This is a genomic window from Saccharopolyspora sp. NPDC049426 (assembly GCF_040676935.1).
GTDB lineage: Bacteria > Actinomycetota > Actinomycetes > Mycobacteriales > Pseudonocardiaceae > Saccharopolyspora.
Genome location: NZ_JBFAPZ010000015.1, coordinates 127398 through 143030 on the forward strand (window position 1 = coordinate 127398; position 15633 = coordinate 143030).

Sequence of the window (15633 nt, forward strand, 5' to 3'; positions counted from 1 at the left end):
GGCTGAGTCGATGTCGCCGCGTCGCCACCGAGGCATGCTGCTGCTCTTCGCGTGCTGGGTGCTGCTCGCCGGGTGCACCGCCCAGAACCCCACTCCGACCGGCGGATCCCAGCCGGCCGACACGAGCGCGCGGACGATGCTCGGCGACATTCGCACCCTCGACCCGTGCACGCTGACAGATCCCGCCGCCTTGCAGCGCTACGGCGCGGTGTCGGATGCCGGGACGGTGTCGCTGGACTACTGCCTGCTGCACCTCAAACCCGACGACCACACGCTCATCCAGCTCGCGGTCGGCGAACTGATCGGCCCCGAGGCCATCGAGCCGGGGGAACCGGTCGTGCAGCACGGGGCTCTGCGCATCGCCCAGAGCGCTCCCGCCCCGGGGCATTGCACCCGTCGCGTTCAGTTCGGTGACGGCGTCTCGCTCCAGGTCAGCGCCGATCTGCTCAACGGTGATCCCGCCGCCGGGCTGTGCGGCATCGCCGACACCGGAGCGAAGGCCGCCGCCGACGCGGTTCAGCAGGGCCGCGCAGGGCACCGCGACTACTCGTCGAACTCACTGGCGCTGCTGGACCCCTGCACCGTGCTGGACACCGAGGCGGTGAACCAGGTCCCAGGTTTGGAGGAGGCGCGGCCGCGTCCCGGCATCGCCGGTCACCAGTGCGCCTGGGGAGAGCCGTCCGCTGATGCTCCGCGCGTGCAGTTGCAGCACACCGCAGGGGAACCGCCCAAGCTCCTGCACGGTGCGGCCGTGGAGGAACCGGTGGACGGGCGTCGCACCGTGCTCAGCGTCGTGGGTGGTGATCCGGAGGTTCCCCTGTGCTCGGCGGAGACCGCCCACATCCCGTTCGGTGCCGTCGCCGGTCACGTCGAGGTCGCCCAACTCGTGGTCGCGTTGCCCGGTATGACGGGTACCGATGCGTGCGACTACGCCCGAGGACTTGCCCGGTTGGCGTGGCCGAGCCTGCCGCCTGCGAATCCGTGAGCACAGAACCCGTTACCGTTGTCGACGTGCCTCGACGCAACCGACAGCAGCGCCAGAAGGGTCTCCGCGCGGACACCAGTCACCGCGGAGCCGGCACCGCCTACGGGGCTTCCCGCATCGAGCCGGGACCGGACGGCAACTGGATGGTGCGCACCGTTCCCGCTGCTCAGGCCACCAAGGTCTACCGCTGTCCGGGGTGCGACCACGAGATCCAGACTGGCATCGCGCACGTGGTGGCCTGGCCCGAAGCGGAGCTCGGCGGTGTCGACGAGCGCAGGCACTGGCACACCGGATGCTGGAAGGCCCGAGGCCGTCGCGGCCCCACCCGTCGCTGGTCGTAGCGCGCGTCACTGCTGCGCAGGTCACCACGAGCAGGTCACCCCTTCGTGGCAGGATCGGGTTCGATGAGCACCGAGATCCGCGCCAACACGATGCTGCCCGCCCGCCGGGAGCAGATCACCCTGCACACCGCCGACGGGCTGGAACTGATCGGGGAGCTCGCGCTGCCCGAGTCGGGGAAGCCGCGGGCGACGCTGATCTGCCTGCACCCGCTGCCCACCCACGGCGGCATGATGGATTCGCACATCTACCGCAAGGCCGCGTTCCGGTTGCCGGCCCTGGCCGACATCGCGGTGCTGCGCTTCAACACCCGGGGCACCGCCAGCGAGGCGGGACGCAGCCAGGGCAGCTTCGACAACGGGGACTCCGAGCGATTCGACGTCGCCGCGGCGCTCGAATACGCCGAGTTCAACGATCTGCCCAACGTGTGGCTGGTCGGCTGGTCCTTCGGCACCGACCTGACGCTGGTGCACGGACTGGACCCGCTGGTGGAGGGAGCGGTGCTGATCTCCCCGCCGCTGCGCTGGAGCACCGAGGACCACCTGCGCGCCTGGGGCGATTCGGGCAAACCCGTGCACGCCCTGATCCCCGAGTTCGACGACTACCTGCGCCCGCAGGAGGCCCGCGAGCGCTTCGCGCTCATCCCGCAGGCGAAGGTGACCGGCTTCGACGACACCAAGCACCTGTGGGTCGGCAAGGCGGAGGCGGCGCTGGACGCCATCGTGCAGACCATCACCCCTGATGTCGCGACGCCGCTTCCCCGCACCTGGGACGGCCCGTCGGAAACCCGGCAGGTCACCATCGTCAACTCGTGACCCCGGCCGGTAGGTGACAGGAAGGTTCCCGTGCTCACATCACGGGAGCCGTCGACCGGTACAGCACTTCCGGAACGCCTTCGTGGACTCGTTCCAGCACTCGTTCGAAACCGAGCTTCACGGCGACCCGAACCGCCGGAGCGTTGTGCGCGGCGGTGGCGATGACGACGGGGTGCGCGGGGCGGTTGCGATGCGCCCACCGAATGGCCGCGTGTCCCATCTCCGAGGCGTAGCCGTGGCCCCACGCGGCCGGGAGGAACCGGAAGTACAGGTTGAGGACGTTCTCGCCCTCGTCGACGGCGTGCCGGAGGCCGCCGAATCCCAGCACCGCGCGGGTGCTGGTGGCCAGAACCGTCCAGTAGCCGACACCGCAGGTGTCCCAGTCGAGTTGGAAGCGTTCCAGCAGTCGCAGCGACTCGGCCCGGTCACGTCGGCCGAATCCGGAGAGCGCGTGCGTCTCGGCGCTGGTGTGCACCTCGACGAAGGCTTCGGTGTCGGCGGGTAGCGGGCGACGCAGCAGCAGTCGCCGGGTTCGTATCTCCGAGGGGTCGGACATCCCACGCACGCTATCGGGGGCCGCAGCGGTCCGGCAGCCGAATTATCAGGTTGGCGTGCGCGGTGGTGACAGGAAGGTTCCCATGCTCGGCTCGGCCTGTTGCGTGCTGCGGATGGGGCAGGTCCGGCAGGATGGTTCCCGTGCACTACATCGAATCCGGAGCAGGAACGCCCCTCGTGCTGCTGCACGCCTTCCCGGTGGATGCGCGCATGTGGAATCCCCTGCGCAGTCGGTTGGAGGAGCAGGCTCGGGTCATCACGCCCGATCAGCGCGGGTTGGGGGAGAGCTCCCTCGACGGGACCACGGCGCGGGGAATGATCGACCCACCGGCGGCGCCGCTGACGATCGATCGCCCCAGCGTCGATGTCGCCGCCGCCGACGTCCTGGAGCTGCTCGATCAGCTGGAGCTGTCGCGTGTGGTGCTGGGTGGTTGTTCGATGGGCGGCTACGTGGCCATGGCGGTGCTGCGAGCGGCTCCGCAGCGGGTTGCCGGACTTCTGCTGGTGGACACCAAGGCTCCCGCCGACACCGATGAGCAGCGCACCAACCGGCTCAACGTCGCCTCTCGGGCCGACCAGGAGGGCACCGCCGGCTGGCTCGCCGAGAACATGCTGCCGAACCTGCTGGGCTCGGCCACGCGCGAGAAGCGCCCGGAAGTTGTGGGGGACCTCCGGGCGCTGATCGAAGCGCAACCCGCCGATGGTGTGGCGTGGGCGCAGCGGGCGATGGCGGCCAGGCCCGACAGCCTCGAGACGCTGCGCGTCTTCGACGGGCCCGCGATGGTCGCCGTCGGTGCCGAGGACACCATCACCCCGCCTGCGGCGGCCCGTGAGATGGCCGACGCGTTGCCGCGCGGTGAGCTCGTCGAGCTGGCCGGTTCAGGGCATCTGCCGTCGTTGGAGGCGCCGGACGCCTTGGCTGACGTGGTGAGGCCCTGGTTGGCCGGCATCGACGTGTGAGCGGCTACCCGTCTTCGCCGGTGTCCTCGTCGGTGGTGCGCTTCGTGGTTTCCGGCTCGTGCTCGTCTCGCCGGAAACGCTCCGCGGTTTCGCTGGGCAGCAGGAAGTACCTGCCCGAGTCGCGTTGACCGCGTGCGCGGGCGTTCTCCCTGCCTGGGTCCCTGTCCGCCATTGACTGGTCCTCTCCTGGTGCGCCGGCTCGCGGCCGACCTCGTCACAAGAGACACCTCTGCCTGTGATCGATGACGCGGGTGCGGCTGACCAGCGTCGATGCGATCAGCGTTGCTGGTTGGCGTTCACCCGGGTGTTGTTCTGCGGGCGCTGCTCGGACTGCTGTTCGCCGGGCACCGGGAGCTGGATCCGGCGGGTCGGCTCGTCCGTCGAGGCCTGCTTGCGCTGGATCTTGTCCGTCGGCTCGTCCACGGACTGCGAGCTGCCGCGTTCCTGACCCGGCGTGCGCTTGGGCAGCCCTGAGCTGGTGACGGTCTGCTCGGCGGGCCGCGAGTCCTTGTTGTCGTTCTCGCCGGTTTCGCGACCGTCGCGGGCAATGGCGTCTTCGGCGTCCTTGCGCGCCTGCTCGCGGGCCTCCACGGCGGCCTTGCGCAGCTTCTCCTCCTCGGCGTCCTCGAGGTCGAGGCGCTCCAGCAGCGGCGTGGTCTGGCCGAGCAGCTCGGCCGCGTCGCGCAGCTTCTTGGCGACGGTGTCGCGCAGCTCGGTGAGCGAGTGCACGTGCTCGTCGGCCTGGGTGAGCCGGCGCTGCACTTCCTCGGTGGTCGCCCCGAGCCTGCGCTGCGCGTCCGCGCGGGTGGCGGTGACCAGGCGCTTGGCCTCGCGGGTCGCGACGTCGATGCGCCTGGTGGCCTCTTCGGTGCACTCGCGGATCATCCGCTCGGACTTCTCGGTGGCCTCTTGGACGAGCCGTTCCGATTCCTGCTTGGCCTCCTGCAGTCGCCGCTGCGCGGCTTCCTTGCTGGAGGCCTCGCGCGCGTTGGCGGTCTCGGTGGATTCGCGTTCGAGCTTCTCGGCGGCCGCGGTGGACTCGCGCTCGAGTTTCTCGGCCTTGGCCGTGGCGTCGCTGACCAGGGTGTTTGCCTGGTCGGTGGCTTCCTGGACGCGGCGGTGGGCTTCGTTGGTGCCCTCGCGCAGCCTGCGGTTGGCCTCTTCGGTGGCTTCCCGGACGCGGCGTTCGGCCTCGGACTTGCTGGTGGCCTCCTGCTCGGCGAGGGTCCGCATGGCCTCGGTGCGGCGGGCCGACATCGCGATCTCGAAGTCCTCTTCCACCTGGGTGCGGTGGGCTTCGGACTCCTCGTCGGCGCGCTTGCGGTTCTCCTCGGCTTCGCGGGTGATGCGCTCGGCCTCGGTCTTGGCGCTGTCCATCAGCGAGCGGTGCTCGGTTTCCATCTCGCTGCGCCGGTGGTCGACCTCGCTGATCAGCCGCTCGTAGCGGGTGCGCAGGTTGACGGCTTCGGCTTCGGAGCGGGAGCGGATCTGCGCGGCGTCGGCCTCCGCGCGGGAGCGGATGTCGGAGGCCTCGTCCTGGGCCAGGCGGAGCATGCGCTGCAGGCGCTCGCTGAGACCTTCGAGTGTTGTCGGCGGCTTGGCCAGCCGGTCGACCTGGCCGCGCAGGCTCTCGATCTCAGAGCGGGCCGACTCGAGCTGCTTGGACAGATCGGCGGCCTGCGACACCGCGGCATCCCGATCCGAGGTCAGGATGCGGATGTCGGCGTCGAGGCGCTCTAGGTGCTCGTCGACCTGGGCGCGGTCGTAGCCGTTCTTACGAGCGAGATCGAATCCCGATCCCAGTGGCAGCAAATCGCGGTCGTCGGCAAGGCCCATGGAAACCAAGCTACCTGGAAGCGGACGTTGTTGTGGGAGGTGCGCCTGGGTCTGGGGAGGTTTTTGCTCACCTCGGTGAAGCCCTTCTCGCGGCACCGCGAATGCGGGTATTGACCGGCTGGCCAACCAAGGACGATGATGAAGTGGTCAAGTCGGACATAACGGAGGTGATCGACGTGGCCGAACGGTCGAGCGCTTCGGCTTCGAAGCCGTGGATTCGCTGGCAGGACTGGGCGGGCGTGGTTTTGGGCGCCTACCTCATCCTTGGCACGATGTGGACGCCGACGAACGGCGGCGCGATGTCGGCGATGATCGTGCTGGGTGCGCTACTGCTGATCGCGAGCGTGTGGTCGCTGGCGATGCCGGGATCGATGACCAGTGAGTACAGCCACATGCTGCTGGGTGTTCTGCTCTTCATCTCCCCGTGGGTCCTCGGCTACGCCGAGTTGATGGGCGCATCGTGGACCTCGTGGATCGCCGGCGTGCTGGCGGTGGTCGTCGGTGCGGCGGCCTTGCCCGAAGCCAACGCGGCGCACCGCGGGGGTGTTGCGGGGCAGCACTGAACCGGTCGAGCCGCTCGAGAGCCCGCGCGCCGCGAGCCTCCCGGGTGGGATGAGGAGGTCGCACTCTCCCGCGATGTGTCCGATTTGCGCGGGCTCGACAGCGGTGATGACCAGGCAGTGCTCGGTTGCGACAATCGCGCGGTCCGGCGGTAACGTCCGGGCCGCGCTCTTAGTGTTGATCCCGCCATGAGGAGGCCGGGCAGATGTCGAACGAGCTGGGCGAGAAGGCCCGCCGACGCCCGACCACTTCGGATCCGGATGACGATCGCAGCGTCGGCACCAGTGCCAGGGAGCGCATCCTGACCGCTGCCGGCGAGCTGTTCGCCGAGCACGGTTTCAACGCCACCCCGACGTCCCGCATCGCCGAACGCGCCGCGGTGCCCAAAGGGCTCATCCACTACTACTTCCGCCGCAAGCAGGACCTGCTGTCCGCGCTCGTGGAGCGGCTTCCCGAAGAGGAAGTGGAATCCGAAGGCCTCGTCGTGCGCGGCGACGTCGCGGGCAGTCTGCGACGCCTCGTCGGCGAACTCGACGCCCGTCTCGAATCGTCGATGCTTCTCAGCCACCTGCTGTGGCGGGAGGCCGACACTCACGACGCGGTCCGGCAGGCCATGCAGCAGCGGTTCGGAGTGGTCGTCGAGCAGATCCGCCGGGTCATCGAACTGGCCCTGCCGCCCGGCCTGGCCGGCTGTGACATCGAAGCGGCCGCCGTGCTGCTCGCCCGCGTGATCAACCACCGCCACTCCGTCGCCCGCCACCGCACCGAGGACGACGAGCTCGACCGCGAGATCGGTTTCATCGCCAGAGCGCTCGAACTGGGCGCGGGCTCGCGCGCCGTGAAACCCGCCTGAACGGACCCCGGCCTTGTGACTGCCGCGTTCGCCGCGCTAGAAACTCCCGCAGGCGATCACCGCGGAGGTTGGGGTGGGCATTGGGCGCGTTCGGTTATCCCGTCGGCAAGGGCTGCTGGCCACCGGCTTCGGCATCGCGGGAGCAGGTGCGATGACCTCGGTCGTCGACGCCTCACCGGACCCGGCGACCTATCCGGTCACCGGGCTCAACGACGAGGTCGAGCTGATCGAGGACCGCTACGGGGTCCCGCACCTCTACGCCGACAGCGAGGACGACGTGTTCCTCGCGCAGGGCTTCAACGCGGCGAGGGAACGTCTCTTCCAGATCGACCTGTGGCGGCGACGCGGGCTCGGCCTGCTCTCCGAGGTCCTCGGCCCCGACTACGTCGAGCAGGATCGCGCCACCCGGCTGTTCCTCTACCGAGGTGACATGGATGCCGAGTGGACGCGCTACGCCGACGACGCGCAGCACATCGCCACCCAGTTCGCCCACGGCATCAACGCCTACCTCGACTGGCTCGACGCACACCCCGAACGCATGCCCGAGGAGTTCGGCATCCTCGGCTACCGGCCGGCCCGCTGGGACCCGGCCGACGTGGTGCGCATCCGCAGCCACGGCCTGACCCGCAACCTGGAGAGCGAGGTCGAGCGAACGCGGGTGGTGTGCGCCGCGGGCGTGGAGGCCGACCTGATCCGCCAAGGGCTGGAACCCGATCACCGCACCGTCGTCCCGGACGGATTCGACCCGTGCGCGCTTCCCGCCAAGGTGCTCAAGGTCTTCGAGCTGGCCACTCAGGACGTCGAGTTCAAGGAGAACTCCATCCGGCGCGTGCCGCGCGACGCGACCACCGAGGGCAGCAACAACTGGGTGGTGAGCGGGGCACGCACCGCGACCGGGCGTCCGCTGCTGGCCAACGACCCGCACCGCGCCTACTCGGCTCCCTCGCTGCGCTACATCGCGCACCTGTCCGCGCCCGGCCTGGACGTGATCGGAGCCGGTGAACCCGCCCTGCCGGGAATTTCCATCGGGCACAACGGAACGGTCGCGTTCGGACTGACGATCTTCCCAATCGATCAGGAAGATCTCTACGTCTACCAACTCGACCCGGCCGACCCCAGCCGATACCGCTACGGCAGCGGCTGGGAGGAGATGACGGTGCTGCGCGAAGAGGTCCCGGTGCGCGGTGCGGCGGGACGTGAGGTGGAGCTGACCTTCACCCGGCACGGGCCGGTCATCCACGTCGACCGGACCCGCAACCTCGCCTACGCGGTGCGCACCGCCTGGCTGGAACCCGGAATGTCGCCCTACTTCGGCAGCATCGCCTACATGCGGGCCGAGAACTTCACCGAGTTCACCAGGGCCATGCGGAACTGGGGTGCCCCGACGGAGAACCAGGTCTACGCCGATGTGGAGGGCAACATCGGATGGGTTCCCGGTGGCCTGGCGCCCAAGCGGGTCGGCTACGACGGGTTGCTCCCCGTCCCCGGTGACGGCCGGTACGAGTGGGACGGTTTCCACTCGGGGGACGATCTGCCGAGGGTGTTCAACCCGGACGAGGGCTTCATCGCCACGGCGAACCAGTTCAACCTCCCGCCCGAGCACGAGCAGATGGGGCTCGGGTACGAGTGGACCAACCCGTTCCGGTACCAGCGGATCGTGGAAGTCCTCTCCCGGCAGCGCAAGCACACCATCCGGGACTCGGAGCTGCTGCAGACCGACCAGCTGTCCATCCCCGCTCGGCGACTCCAGCCGCTGCTGTCCCGGTTGGACAGCGGCGACGCCGATCTGCGGCGCGCGTTGCGGATGTTGCGCGACTGGGACGCCGTGCTGGGAGCGGATTCCAACGCCGCCGCGCTGTTCGAGGTGTGGTTGTCCAAGCACCTCGGACCCGGATTCGCGCGTGCCGCGGTGCCGAAGGCGGCCGAGCACATCGACACCGTCGACAACCTGGTCATGCTCACCGAGCTGGAGAAACCCGGACGCTGGCTGCCGGACGCAGCGGCCCGCGATCGGCTGCTGCTGGACACCCTGCGCACGGCCTACGCCCAGGTGCAGGAGCTGCTCGGCCGAGGGGAATCGAGTTGGCGGTGGGGGCGGCTGCACCACAGCCTCTTCGAGCACCCGGCCTCCGACGCGCTCGACCCGGTCCAGCGCGCGCGTTTCGACGTCGGTCCGCTACCGCGCGGTGGTTCGTCGGCGACGGTGAACCAGTCGTCCTACCGCGTCAGCGACTTCCGCCAGACCAACGGTCCGTCGTTCCGGATGGTGCTCGACGTCGGCAACTGGGACTACTCGGTCGCGGTGAACACACCGGGCCAGTCCGGCAACCCGTCGGATCCGCACTACCGGGACCTCGCCGAGAGCTGGCAGGACGGAACCTACTTCCCCTTGGCCTACAGCCGCGAAGCGGTCGAGGAGATCGCCGAACGCCGAATCCTCCTGGTCCCGGCCTGAACCTTCCCGCGACGGCCGGGCCGGGAGTGGGAGAAAGGTTCCCATGCGCCCAACGGTCGTCGAGGTGACGAGCGACGGGTCCACATCGGACCCGTCGCTCGTCTCGTCAGTGGCCGTGAGGTGCCGGCTCGACCAGTTCGACGAGGACGCCACCGGCGTCCTTGGGGTGCACGAAGTTGATGCGGCTGTTCGCGGTGCCGCGGCGGGGCTGGTCGTAGAGCAGGCGCAGTCCCTTGGCGCGCAGCGCTTCCATCGCGGCCTCGACATCGGTGACCCGGTAGGCGAGTTGCTGCAGGCCCGGGCCGTTCTTGTCGAGGAACTTGGCGATGGTGGAGTCCTCGCGCAGCGGTGCGAGCAGCTGGATCTGGGTGGCCCCGGTGGTGTCGCCGGGTGCGCGCAGCATCGCCTCGCGGACGCCCTGCTCCGCGTTCTCCTCGGAGTGGGCGACTTCCAGGCCGAAGGTGTCCCGCTGGAAGGCGATGGCCTCGTCGAGGTCGGGGACCGCGATGCCCACGTGATCGATTGCCGTGACCAGGTCGTTCAGTTCCGCTCGCATGGCCGCAGCGTAGTCGCAGCGGAAACGTTGGGAAAAGCGGCGAAATCGGCGGCCCGAATTGCCCCAACAGGCGGAGTCGAGTGATCTGTAGCAGAGGCGAGCATGTGGCGAATTCACATGGAAGGGGCAGGCATGGTCAAGACGCAACTAAATCGCAGACTCGCCGTCGTCCTGGTCGCATTCGGGATCGCCGCTGGTACGACCACGCCGGTCGCGCTCGCCGCAGGTGGCGACGGAACCATCAGCGGAGGTGGCGGTCCCAATCCCAACGCCGAGCGGATGAGCCGGGATCGCGGCTGGGTGGTTCCCTTCGCGCCGCTGCACTTCGGTGCCGCAGCCTACGAGGCGGTGAAGACCGCGGCCAGCACCGCGGCCGGGAAAGCCGACTGCGGCATCAGCGCCACCGCGGCCACCTACCTGACGTTGTCCCCGACCTGGCCCGAAGTGTCCCCGTCCGGCGCTGCACCCTCGCCGATGACGTTGTCCCGCTACGACGACCAGACCTCGCTCGCCGACCCCGAGCAGCGCGCCGAAGGTCTGTTCTTCAACCCCGGCGTCGGCATCTGGCAGCTCGACTCGGCGGGCCTCGGTGCGAAGGAGACGGCCGCCACCGCCATCGACAGCTCCACCGCCGCCGCGACGATGGCTCCGCACATGGTCGACGAGTACTGCTCGGCCATCAACAGCGGTTCCAGCGAAGCCCAGGCCCGCGCGGCTGCGTGGGGCCCTTGGAACGCGTGTGGCTCGGGTGCCTGCGAGGACGTCTACCAGCGGCTCGAGGCCGACGGAGTCACCAAGGACGCCGGCGTCGACCGCTACGGCGGCGCCGAGAAGCGCACGTGCACCTTCGAAGGAGCCGAGTACGACTGCCTGTACGTCGACCCGAGCGCGGTGCAGGGCGAAGACGCCTGGACCGCCCCCGACTTCGGCCCCGCGCCGCTTCCCGCGCCCTTCTACGCCTTCACCTACGAAGAAGGCGGCGTCGACTACGAGGTCAGGTACTGGATGAAGGGCGACTCCGGTGCCTCCACCGACGTGTCCGCGTCCCGGGAACTGGGCGTGGACGCGCGTAGCAAGCTGTCGTGGGCCGAGGAATCGACCTTGTGCGACACCACGACCGGCACCGGCAACTGCTGACGCCGCCCGGAGCCGGGCCGGTGTGAGCAAGGGAACCTCCCTGTCACCCCGGCCCGGTCGAAACCGCAGGACGGGAACCGTCCGCTCACCGGCCCGCGCTGCTTATGGCGGTCGTCACAGCCGGTGCTCGCGACCTTCGCGGGTATGGTCCCGATGGCGTTCGCGGGTGATGATGGGTTGCGACGCCGATGACTTGGTGCGTCGACGATGACCGGGAGGCAGTCGTGGGTAGTTCTGTGATCGTTGCGGGCGCGCGAACCCCGATGGGGCGGTTGCTCGGTTCGCTCAAGGACTTCTCCGGTGCGCAGCTGGGTGGGGTCGCCATCAAGGCCGCGCTGGAGCGCGCGGGTGTCGCGCCCGACCAGGTGCAGTACACGATCATGGGTCAGGTGCTGACCGCCGGAGCCGGTCAGATCCCGGCTCGTCAGGCCGCCGTCGCGGCAGGCATTCCGATGGACGTGCCGGCGCTGACCATCAACAAGGTGTGCCTGTCCGGGCTCGACGCGATCGCGCTGGCCGATCAGCTCGTCCGAGCAGGTGAGTTCGACATCGTCGTGGCTGGTGGCCAGGAGTCGATGACCCAGGCGCCGCACCTGCTCACGGGATCGCGCGAGGGCTTCAAGTACGGCGACGTCAACATGCTCGACCACATGGCCCACGACGGGCTGTTCTGCGCGTTCGACCAGGTCGCGATGGGTGTCTCGACGGAGAAGTACAACTCCCGCTACGGCATCACCCGCGAGGAGCAGGACGCCTTCGCCGCTCGTTCCCACCAGCGCGCCGCCGCGGCGATCGAGTCCGGTGTGTTCGCCGAGGAGATCGCGCCGGTGGAGGTCCCGCAGCGCAAGGGCGACCCGGTGGTGGTCGGCACCGACGAGGGCGTGCGCGGCAACACCACCACCGAGACCCTGGGCAAGCTGCGCCCGGCCTTCTCCGCCGACGGCACCATCACCGCCGGGTCGGCCTCGCAGATCTCCGACGGCGCCGCCGCGGTCGTGGTGATGAGCAAGGCCAAGGCCGAGGAGCTGGGCCTGGACTACCTGGCCGAGATCGGCGCGCACGGCGTGGTCGCCGGGCCCGACGCCAGCCTGCACGAGCAGCCCTCCAACGCCATCACCAAGGCCTGCCAGAAGGCCGGCATCGACGCCACCGGGCTGGACCTGGTGGAGATCAACGAGGCCTTCGCGGCGGTCGGCATCGTCTCGACCCGCCAGCTGGGCATCGACGAGGACAAGGTCAACGTCAATGGCGGCGCCATCGCCCTGGGCCACCCCATCGGCATGTCCGGTGCCCGTCTCGCGCTGCACCTCGCCCTCGAGCTCAAGCGCCGCGGCGGCGGCACGGGTGCGGCAGCGCTGTGCGGCGGTGGCGGGCAGGGAGACGCCCTGCTTCTCACGGTCCCCTCGGCCTGATCAGGGCATCCCCGAACAATCCCCGATAGGTACCCGGGGATTTGCCCACCTACATGATCAACTGTCTGGTTCGTGACTACCCTGGACCGCATGAAGTGGCTTCCAGGGGGATGGCAACGAGCTGACTGGAGCGAGCCGACGCGCACGATCCCGCGCGGCACCGCTCGATACACCTCGGGGCGCCAGGCGGCGGAACCTCATCCGCCGCCGGCCGGGGCACCCGCACCCACGATGCTGGGTGCTGACGCCCACGACATCGACGTCAGCTCCGCGAGCTTCCGCTCGCTGCTGATCGGTGGCGGCATCAGCGGCCTGGGCACCGTGCTGATCGCGGCGGCGCTGGTCAACAACGGCAGTACCGCGGGCATGTGGTTCTGGCAGCTGGTCTTCGGCGTGGCGTTCCTGTGGTTCGTGATGGGTTCGCGCGGGATGCTGCGCGGCCGAGGGTTCCTGATCGACCGCAGCGGCTTCTACGCGCGCACCATGGGCGAGGTCGTCGGCGTCGACTGGCGTGAGATCAAGGCGGTCGGCATCGGCGCCCTGCCGTGGATCGAGAACAAGCGACCGGTGAACCCGGAGCGCCGCCGCGCGCTGGAGATCTACCCGGCCGACGCGGGCTTCATGGACCGGCATCCCGAGCTGGACCGCTGGCTGGTGGAAGAACCGCCGACCGTCCAGGGCCTGCCTCCGGACCGCTACCGGTTCCACCTGCCGCCGTTCAGCCGCCTGCCGAAGGATCTGGAGGCTGCGGTCAAGGACATCGCGCCGCAGAAGTGGGTGGGCCAGTACCGGCGTCACCTGCCGCGACCGCCGCAGGGCTGATCGGCTTCGAGCCCCAGGCTGTCGAGCGGGTCACCGGCGCTGAGCTGCGGGTCGTCGACTGCGAAGGTCCGCGCCACCCCCCGGCCCGTCGCGGCGGTTTCGAAGCGGACGGTGACCCGGCCGTGCCCGGCGCCCTGCACCCAGCCGTGCCCGTGCTCGCTGTGCAGGACGTCGTCGCCCGCCCGCCACTGCCGCGACGACGGCTGCGCTGCTTCGGTCGATTCGGGCGTCTCCGGCTCGGGTTCCGGGTTCTCCTCCGGATCGGCGGGGTGGTCGAACAGCGACTCCTGCTCGGAGTTGGCCAGTCCCGAGTAGGACACGCCGACCAGGCGCACGGGTGTTCCCGGCGGGACGGCGATCGGCAGGAGGCGGCGGGCCGCGGCCGCCAGGGTGTGCAGTTCGCTGGTCGCCGAGGAGAACGTCTCGGCCCGGCTGATCGTGGTGAAGTCCGAGTCGCGGACCTTGAGCGTCACGGTCCGCGCGGCACGGCCCGAGGACACCAGCCGCCGGTGGGCGTTCTCGGCCTGGCCCATCACCTCGGCCAGTAGCGTCCCGCGGTCGTTGATGTCGTGGTCGAAGGTCGTCTCGGCGCTCACCTGCTTGGCTTCGGCGCGCTCGGCGACGGGGTGGTCGTCGATGCCCTGCGCGAGCCGGTGCAGCTCGGCGCCGATCGCCTGGCCGAGCAGGGACGTCACGTCCTGCGGGTGCAGGGCCGCGAGCTCGCCGATCGTGTTGACCCCGATGCGGTGCAGCTTGGACTCGGTGACCGGTCCGATCCCCCACATCTTGCGCACCGGAAGCGCCCACAGCAGTTCCAGCTGCTCATCGGGCGGCACGACCAGCATCCCGTCCGGTTTCGCCAGCCCCGACGCGATCTTCGCGAGCTGCTTGCCCGGTCCTGCGCCGATGGAGGCCACCACCCCGACCTCCCGCAGCACCCGGGCTCGCAGCGCACCGGCGAACTCCTCGACGCGGTGCACGGAAGCACCGGCGAGTTCGGTGGGTTCCATGAACGCCTCGTCGACCGACACCTGCTGCACGACGTCGGAAACCTCGCGCACGATGCCCAGCACGTGTCGGCTCACCGCCTGGTAGACGCGGAAGCGCGGCGGCAGGACCACGGCCACCGGGCAGCGGCGGCGGGCCTCGGCCATCGGCATCGCCGACTTCGCCCCGTACTCGCGGGCCTCGTAGCTGGCTCCGGCGACGGTGCCGCGCGGCCCGAGCCCGCCGACCAGCACCGGGCGGCCCCGCACGGTGGGGCGGGTGAGCTGCTCCACGGACGCGAAGAACGCGTCCATGTCCATGTGCAGCACCCACCTCATGGGACTCATTGAACTCGAACTGGCCGACAACGGCCCGCAAGGCACGGTTGTGAGCGCCGTCTCCGTTGTGGCTCGTCGGTGGGTGGGGTGAAGGTCGTCCTGCGGTCACCTCGTCCGGTGCCGGCCGGTGCAGGGGAACCTTCCTGTCACTCCCAAACCGAGTTCAGCGCAGGCGGGACCAGGCGTAGGTGGTCATGGCGTCGCGGAGGTAGGAGGCCATGCCCTTGGGCTTGCGCCGTTCGATGCGGTGCCGGAACTTCGGCTGGTTGACGTACATCTCGGCCAGCCGCAGGTAGGAGGCGCGGTCGGGCCTCCAGAAGTGGCCGAGCCACTGGTAGTGCTCGTGAACGATCTGCTGGGTTCGGGGATCGTTGCTGGGCACGCCGGTGGCGAACAGCTCGGCGACGGTGGAGCTGATGCGCTGCCAGTCCTCGCCGATCTTGCGGGCCACGGCTTGCTTCTGCGCCGGGCTGAGGTTCCCGGCGCCTGCGGGGGTGAGATTTCCGATCAGCGCGGTGCCGTCCTCGACGGCCTCGGTCTGTTCGAGAGCTGCGCTCCCGGACAGGTTGTTCGGCTGCACGGCATCCCCCTTGTTTCGCTCACGCGCGCACAGCGCCTTCTGCCACGACCAACGGGCAGTGATGCATCAAGACTCTTTCGAGCGAATTGCGTCAACTGCCCGTGGCACAGTAGCGGAGACGAATGGCTGCGGTGCGTGATCTACCGGATCCGCGACCACTCTGTGATTGCGCTGCGGAATCTTCCGGGGGAGGGGACTTCACTCCGGCTGATCTTCGTCCGGTTCTTCCTTCGAGGCGTTTTCGCGCGGCGCGAGGAACACCACGCCCCGGTCCAGATCCAATGGACCACCCGGGTCGTGGTCACGGGACACGCCGTCCTGGTCGCCCTCGTGCTTGAGCTTGCGACCGGGGAACATCTCACCGATTGCGGCCATGACCCCACCGTAACCGCGACCTGCGGTGATGCACAGCGTTGAGCGAAAGGTTCCCATGCTCGCGGCC

Annotated in this window: 17 protein-coding genes; 10 read left to right on the forward strand and 7 right to left on the reverse strand. The window is 69.5% G+C overall.

Annotated features, from left to right (window positions below):
- Nucleotides 1-10: 10 nt before the first annotated feature.
- The 3 genes from AB0J78_RS28000 to AB0J78_RS28010 all read left to right on the forward strand — a co-directional run bounded on the left by AB0J78_RS28000 (nucleotide 11) and on the right by AB0J78_RS28010 (nucleotide 2139).
- A complete protein-coding gene (locus tag AB0J78_RS28000) occupies nucleotides 11-985 on the forward strand; it encodes a hypothetical protein (RefSeq protein ID WP_363794087.1) in 975 nt (324 codons plus the stop codon).
- Between the two features lie 26 nt (nucleotides 986-1011).
- Nucleotides 1012-1326: a hypothetical protein gene (locus AB0J78_RS28005; RefSeq protein ID WP_363794089.1), complete on the forward strand. Its 315-nt coding sequence runs from the start codon at nucleotides 1012-1014 to the stop codon at nucleotides 1324-1326.
- A 63-nt stretch (nucleotides 1327-1389) separates the two neighbouring features.
- A complete protein-coding gene (locus AB0J78_RS28010) occupies nucleotides 1390-2139 on the forward strand; it encodes an alpha/beta hydrolase (RefSeq protein WP_363794091.1) in 750 nt (249 codons plus the stop codon).
- Nucleotides 2140-2173: 34 nt separating this feature from the next.
- On the opposite strand, the gene AB0J78_RS28015 is transcribed toward AB0J78_RS28010, so the two are convergent.
- Nucleotides 2174-2695 carry a GNAT family N-acetyltransferase gene (locus AB0J78_RS28015; protein WP_363794093.1) on the reverse strand — a complete coding sequence of 174 codons (522 nt, stop codon included), beginning with the start codon at nucleotides 2693-2695 and terminating at the stop codon, nucleotides 2174-2176.
- Nucleotides 2696-2835: 140 nt separating this feature from the next.
- On the opposite strand from AB0J78_RS28015, the gene AB0J78_RS28020 reads away from it, so the two are divergent.
- Nucleotides 2836-3654: an alpha/beta fold hydrolase gene (locus AB0J78_RS28020; protein ID WP_363794095.1), complete on the forward strand. Its 819-nt coding sequence runs from the start codon at nucleotides 2836-2838 to the stop codon at nucleotides 3652-3654.
- A gap of 4 nt (nucleotides 3655-3658) precedes the next feature.
- On the opposite strand, the gene AB0J78_RS28025 is transcribed toward AB0J78_RS28020, so the two are convergent.
- The gene (locus AB0J78_RS28025; protein WP_363794097.1) at nucleotides 3659-3826 is read right to left on the reverse strand and encodes a hypothetical protein; all 168 of its coding nucleotides are present in this window, start codon (nucleotides 3824-3826) and stop codon (nucleotides 3659-3661) included.
- A gap of 104 nt (nucleotides 3827-3930) precedes the next feature.
- On the reverse strand, nucleotides 3931-5490 hold the full coding sequence (locus AB0J78_RS28030) for a M protein (RefSeq protein ID WP_363794099.1): 1560 nt from the start codon (nucleotides 5488-5490) through the stop codon (nucleotides 3931-3933).
- A 110-nt stretch (nucleotides 5491-5600) separates the two neighbouring features.
- On the opposite strand from AB0J78_RS28030, the gene AB0J78_RS28035 reads away from it, so the two are divergent.
- From AB0J78_RS28035 to AB0J78_RS28045, 3 genes are all read left to right on the forward strand, one after another.
- Nucleotides 5601-6053, forward strand: coding sequence for an SPW repeat protein (locus AB0J78_RS28035; RefSeq protein ID WP_363794101.1), 453 nt, complete (start codon nucleotides 5601-5603; stop codon nucleotides 6051-6053).
- A gap of 203 nt (nucleotides 6054-6256) precedes the next feature.
- Nucleotides 6257-6904, forward strand: a complete 648-nt coding sequence (locus AB0J78_RS28040; protein WP_363794103.1) for a helix-turn-helix domain-containing protein — start codon at nucleotides 6257-6259, stop codon at nucleotides 6902-6904.
- A gap of 73 nt (nucleotides 6905-6977) precedes the next feature.
- On the forward strand, nucleotides 6978-9359 hold the full coding sequence (locus tag AB0J78_RS28045) for a penicillin acylase family protein (RefSeq protein WP_363794105.1): 2382 nt from the start codon (nucleotides 6978-6980) through the stop codon (nucleotides 9357-9359).
- A 106-nt stretch (nucleotides 9360-9465) separates the two neighbouring features.
- On the opposite strand, the gene mce is transcribed toward AB0J78_RS28045, so the two are convergent.
- The gene (gene mce, locus AB0J78_RS28050) at nucleotides 9466-9915 is read right to left on the reverse strand and encodes a methylmalonyl-CoA epimerase (protein WP_363794107.1); all 450 of its coding nucleotides are present in this window, start codon (nucleotides 9913-9915) and stop codon (nucleotides 9466-9468) included.
- A 132-nt stretch (nucleotides 9916-10047) separates the two neighbouring features.
- Here mce and AB0J78_RS28055 point away from each other — a divergent pair, with 132 nt between their 5' ends.
- The 3 genes from AB0J78_RS28055 to AB0J78_RS28065 all read left to right on the forward strand — a co-directional run bounded on the left by AB0J78_RS28055 (nucleotide 10048) and on the right by AB0J78_RS28065 (nucleotide 13286).
- Entirely contained in the window at nucleotides 10048-11052 is a 1005-nt protein-coding gene (locus AB0J78_RS28055) for a hypothetical protein (protein ID WP_363794109.1), read from the forward strand.
- Between the two features lie 224 nt (nucleotides 11053-11276).
- Entirely contained in the window at nucleotides 11277-12464 is a 1188-nt protein-coding gene (locus tag AB0J78_RS28060; protein WP_363794111.1) for an acetyl-CoA C-acetyltransferase, read from the forward strand.
- A gap of 90 nt (nucleotides 12465-12554) precedes the next feature.
- Nucleotides 12555-13286: a hypothetical protein gene (locus AB0J78_RS28065; RefSeq protein WP_363794113.1), complete on the forward strand. Its 732-nt coding sequence runs from the start codon at nucleotides 12555-12557 to the stop codon at nucleotides 13284-13286.
- On the opposite strand, the gene AB0J78_RS28070 is transcribed toward AB0J78_RS28065, so the two are convergent.
- From AB0J78_RS28070 to AB0J78_RS28080, 3 genes are all read right to left on the reverse strand, one after another.
- Nucleotides 13259-14611 (reverse strand): DNA polymerase IV, encoded by a 1353-nt coding sequence (locus tag AB0J78_RS28070; RefSeq protein ID WP_363794115.1) that lies wholly within the window; start codon nucleotides 14609-14611, stop codon nucleotides 13259-13261. The two genes, AB0J78_RS28065 and AB0J78_RS28070, sit on opposite strands and share 28 nt — an antisense overlap.
- A 163-nt stretch (nucleotides 14612-14774) precedes the next feature.
- The gene (locus AB0J78_RS28075; protein ID WP_363794117.1) at nucleotides 14775-15191 is read right to left on the reverse strand and encodes a TipAS antibiotic-recognition domain-containing protein; all 417 of its coding nucleotides are present in this window, start codon (nucleotides 15189-15191) and stop codon (nucleotides 14775-14777) included.
- Nucleotides 15192-15389: 198 nt separating this feature from the next.
- On the reverse strand, nucleotides 15390-15566 hold the full coding sequence (locus AB0J78_RS28080) for a hypothetical protein (protein WP_363794119.1): 177 nt from the start codon (nucleotides 15564-15566) through the stop codon (nucleotides 15390-15392).
- Between the last annotated feature and the right edge of the window lie 67 nt (nucleotides 15567-15633).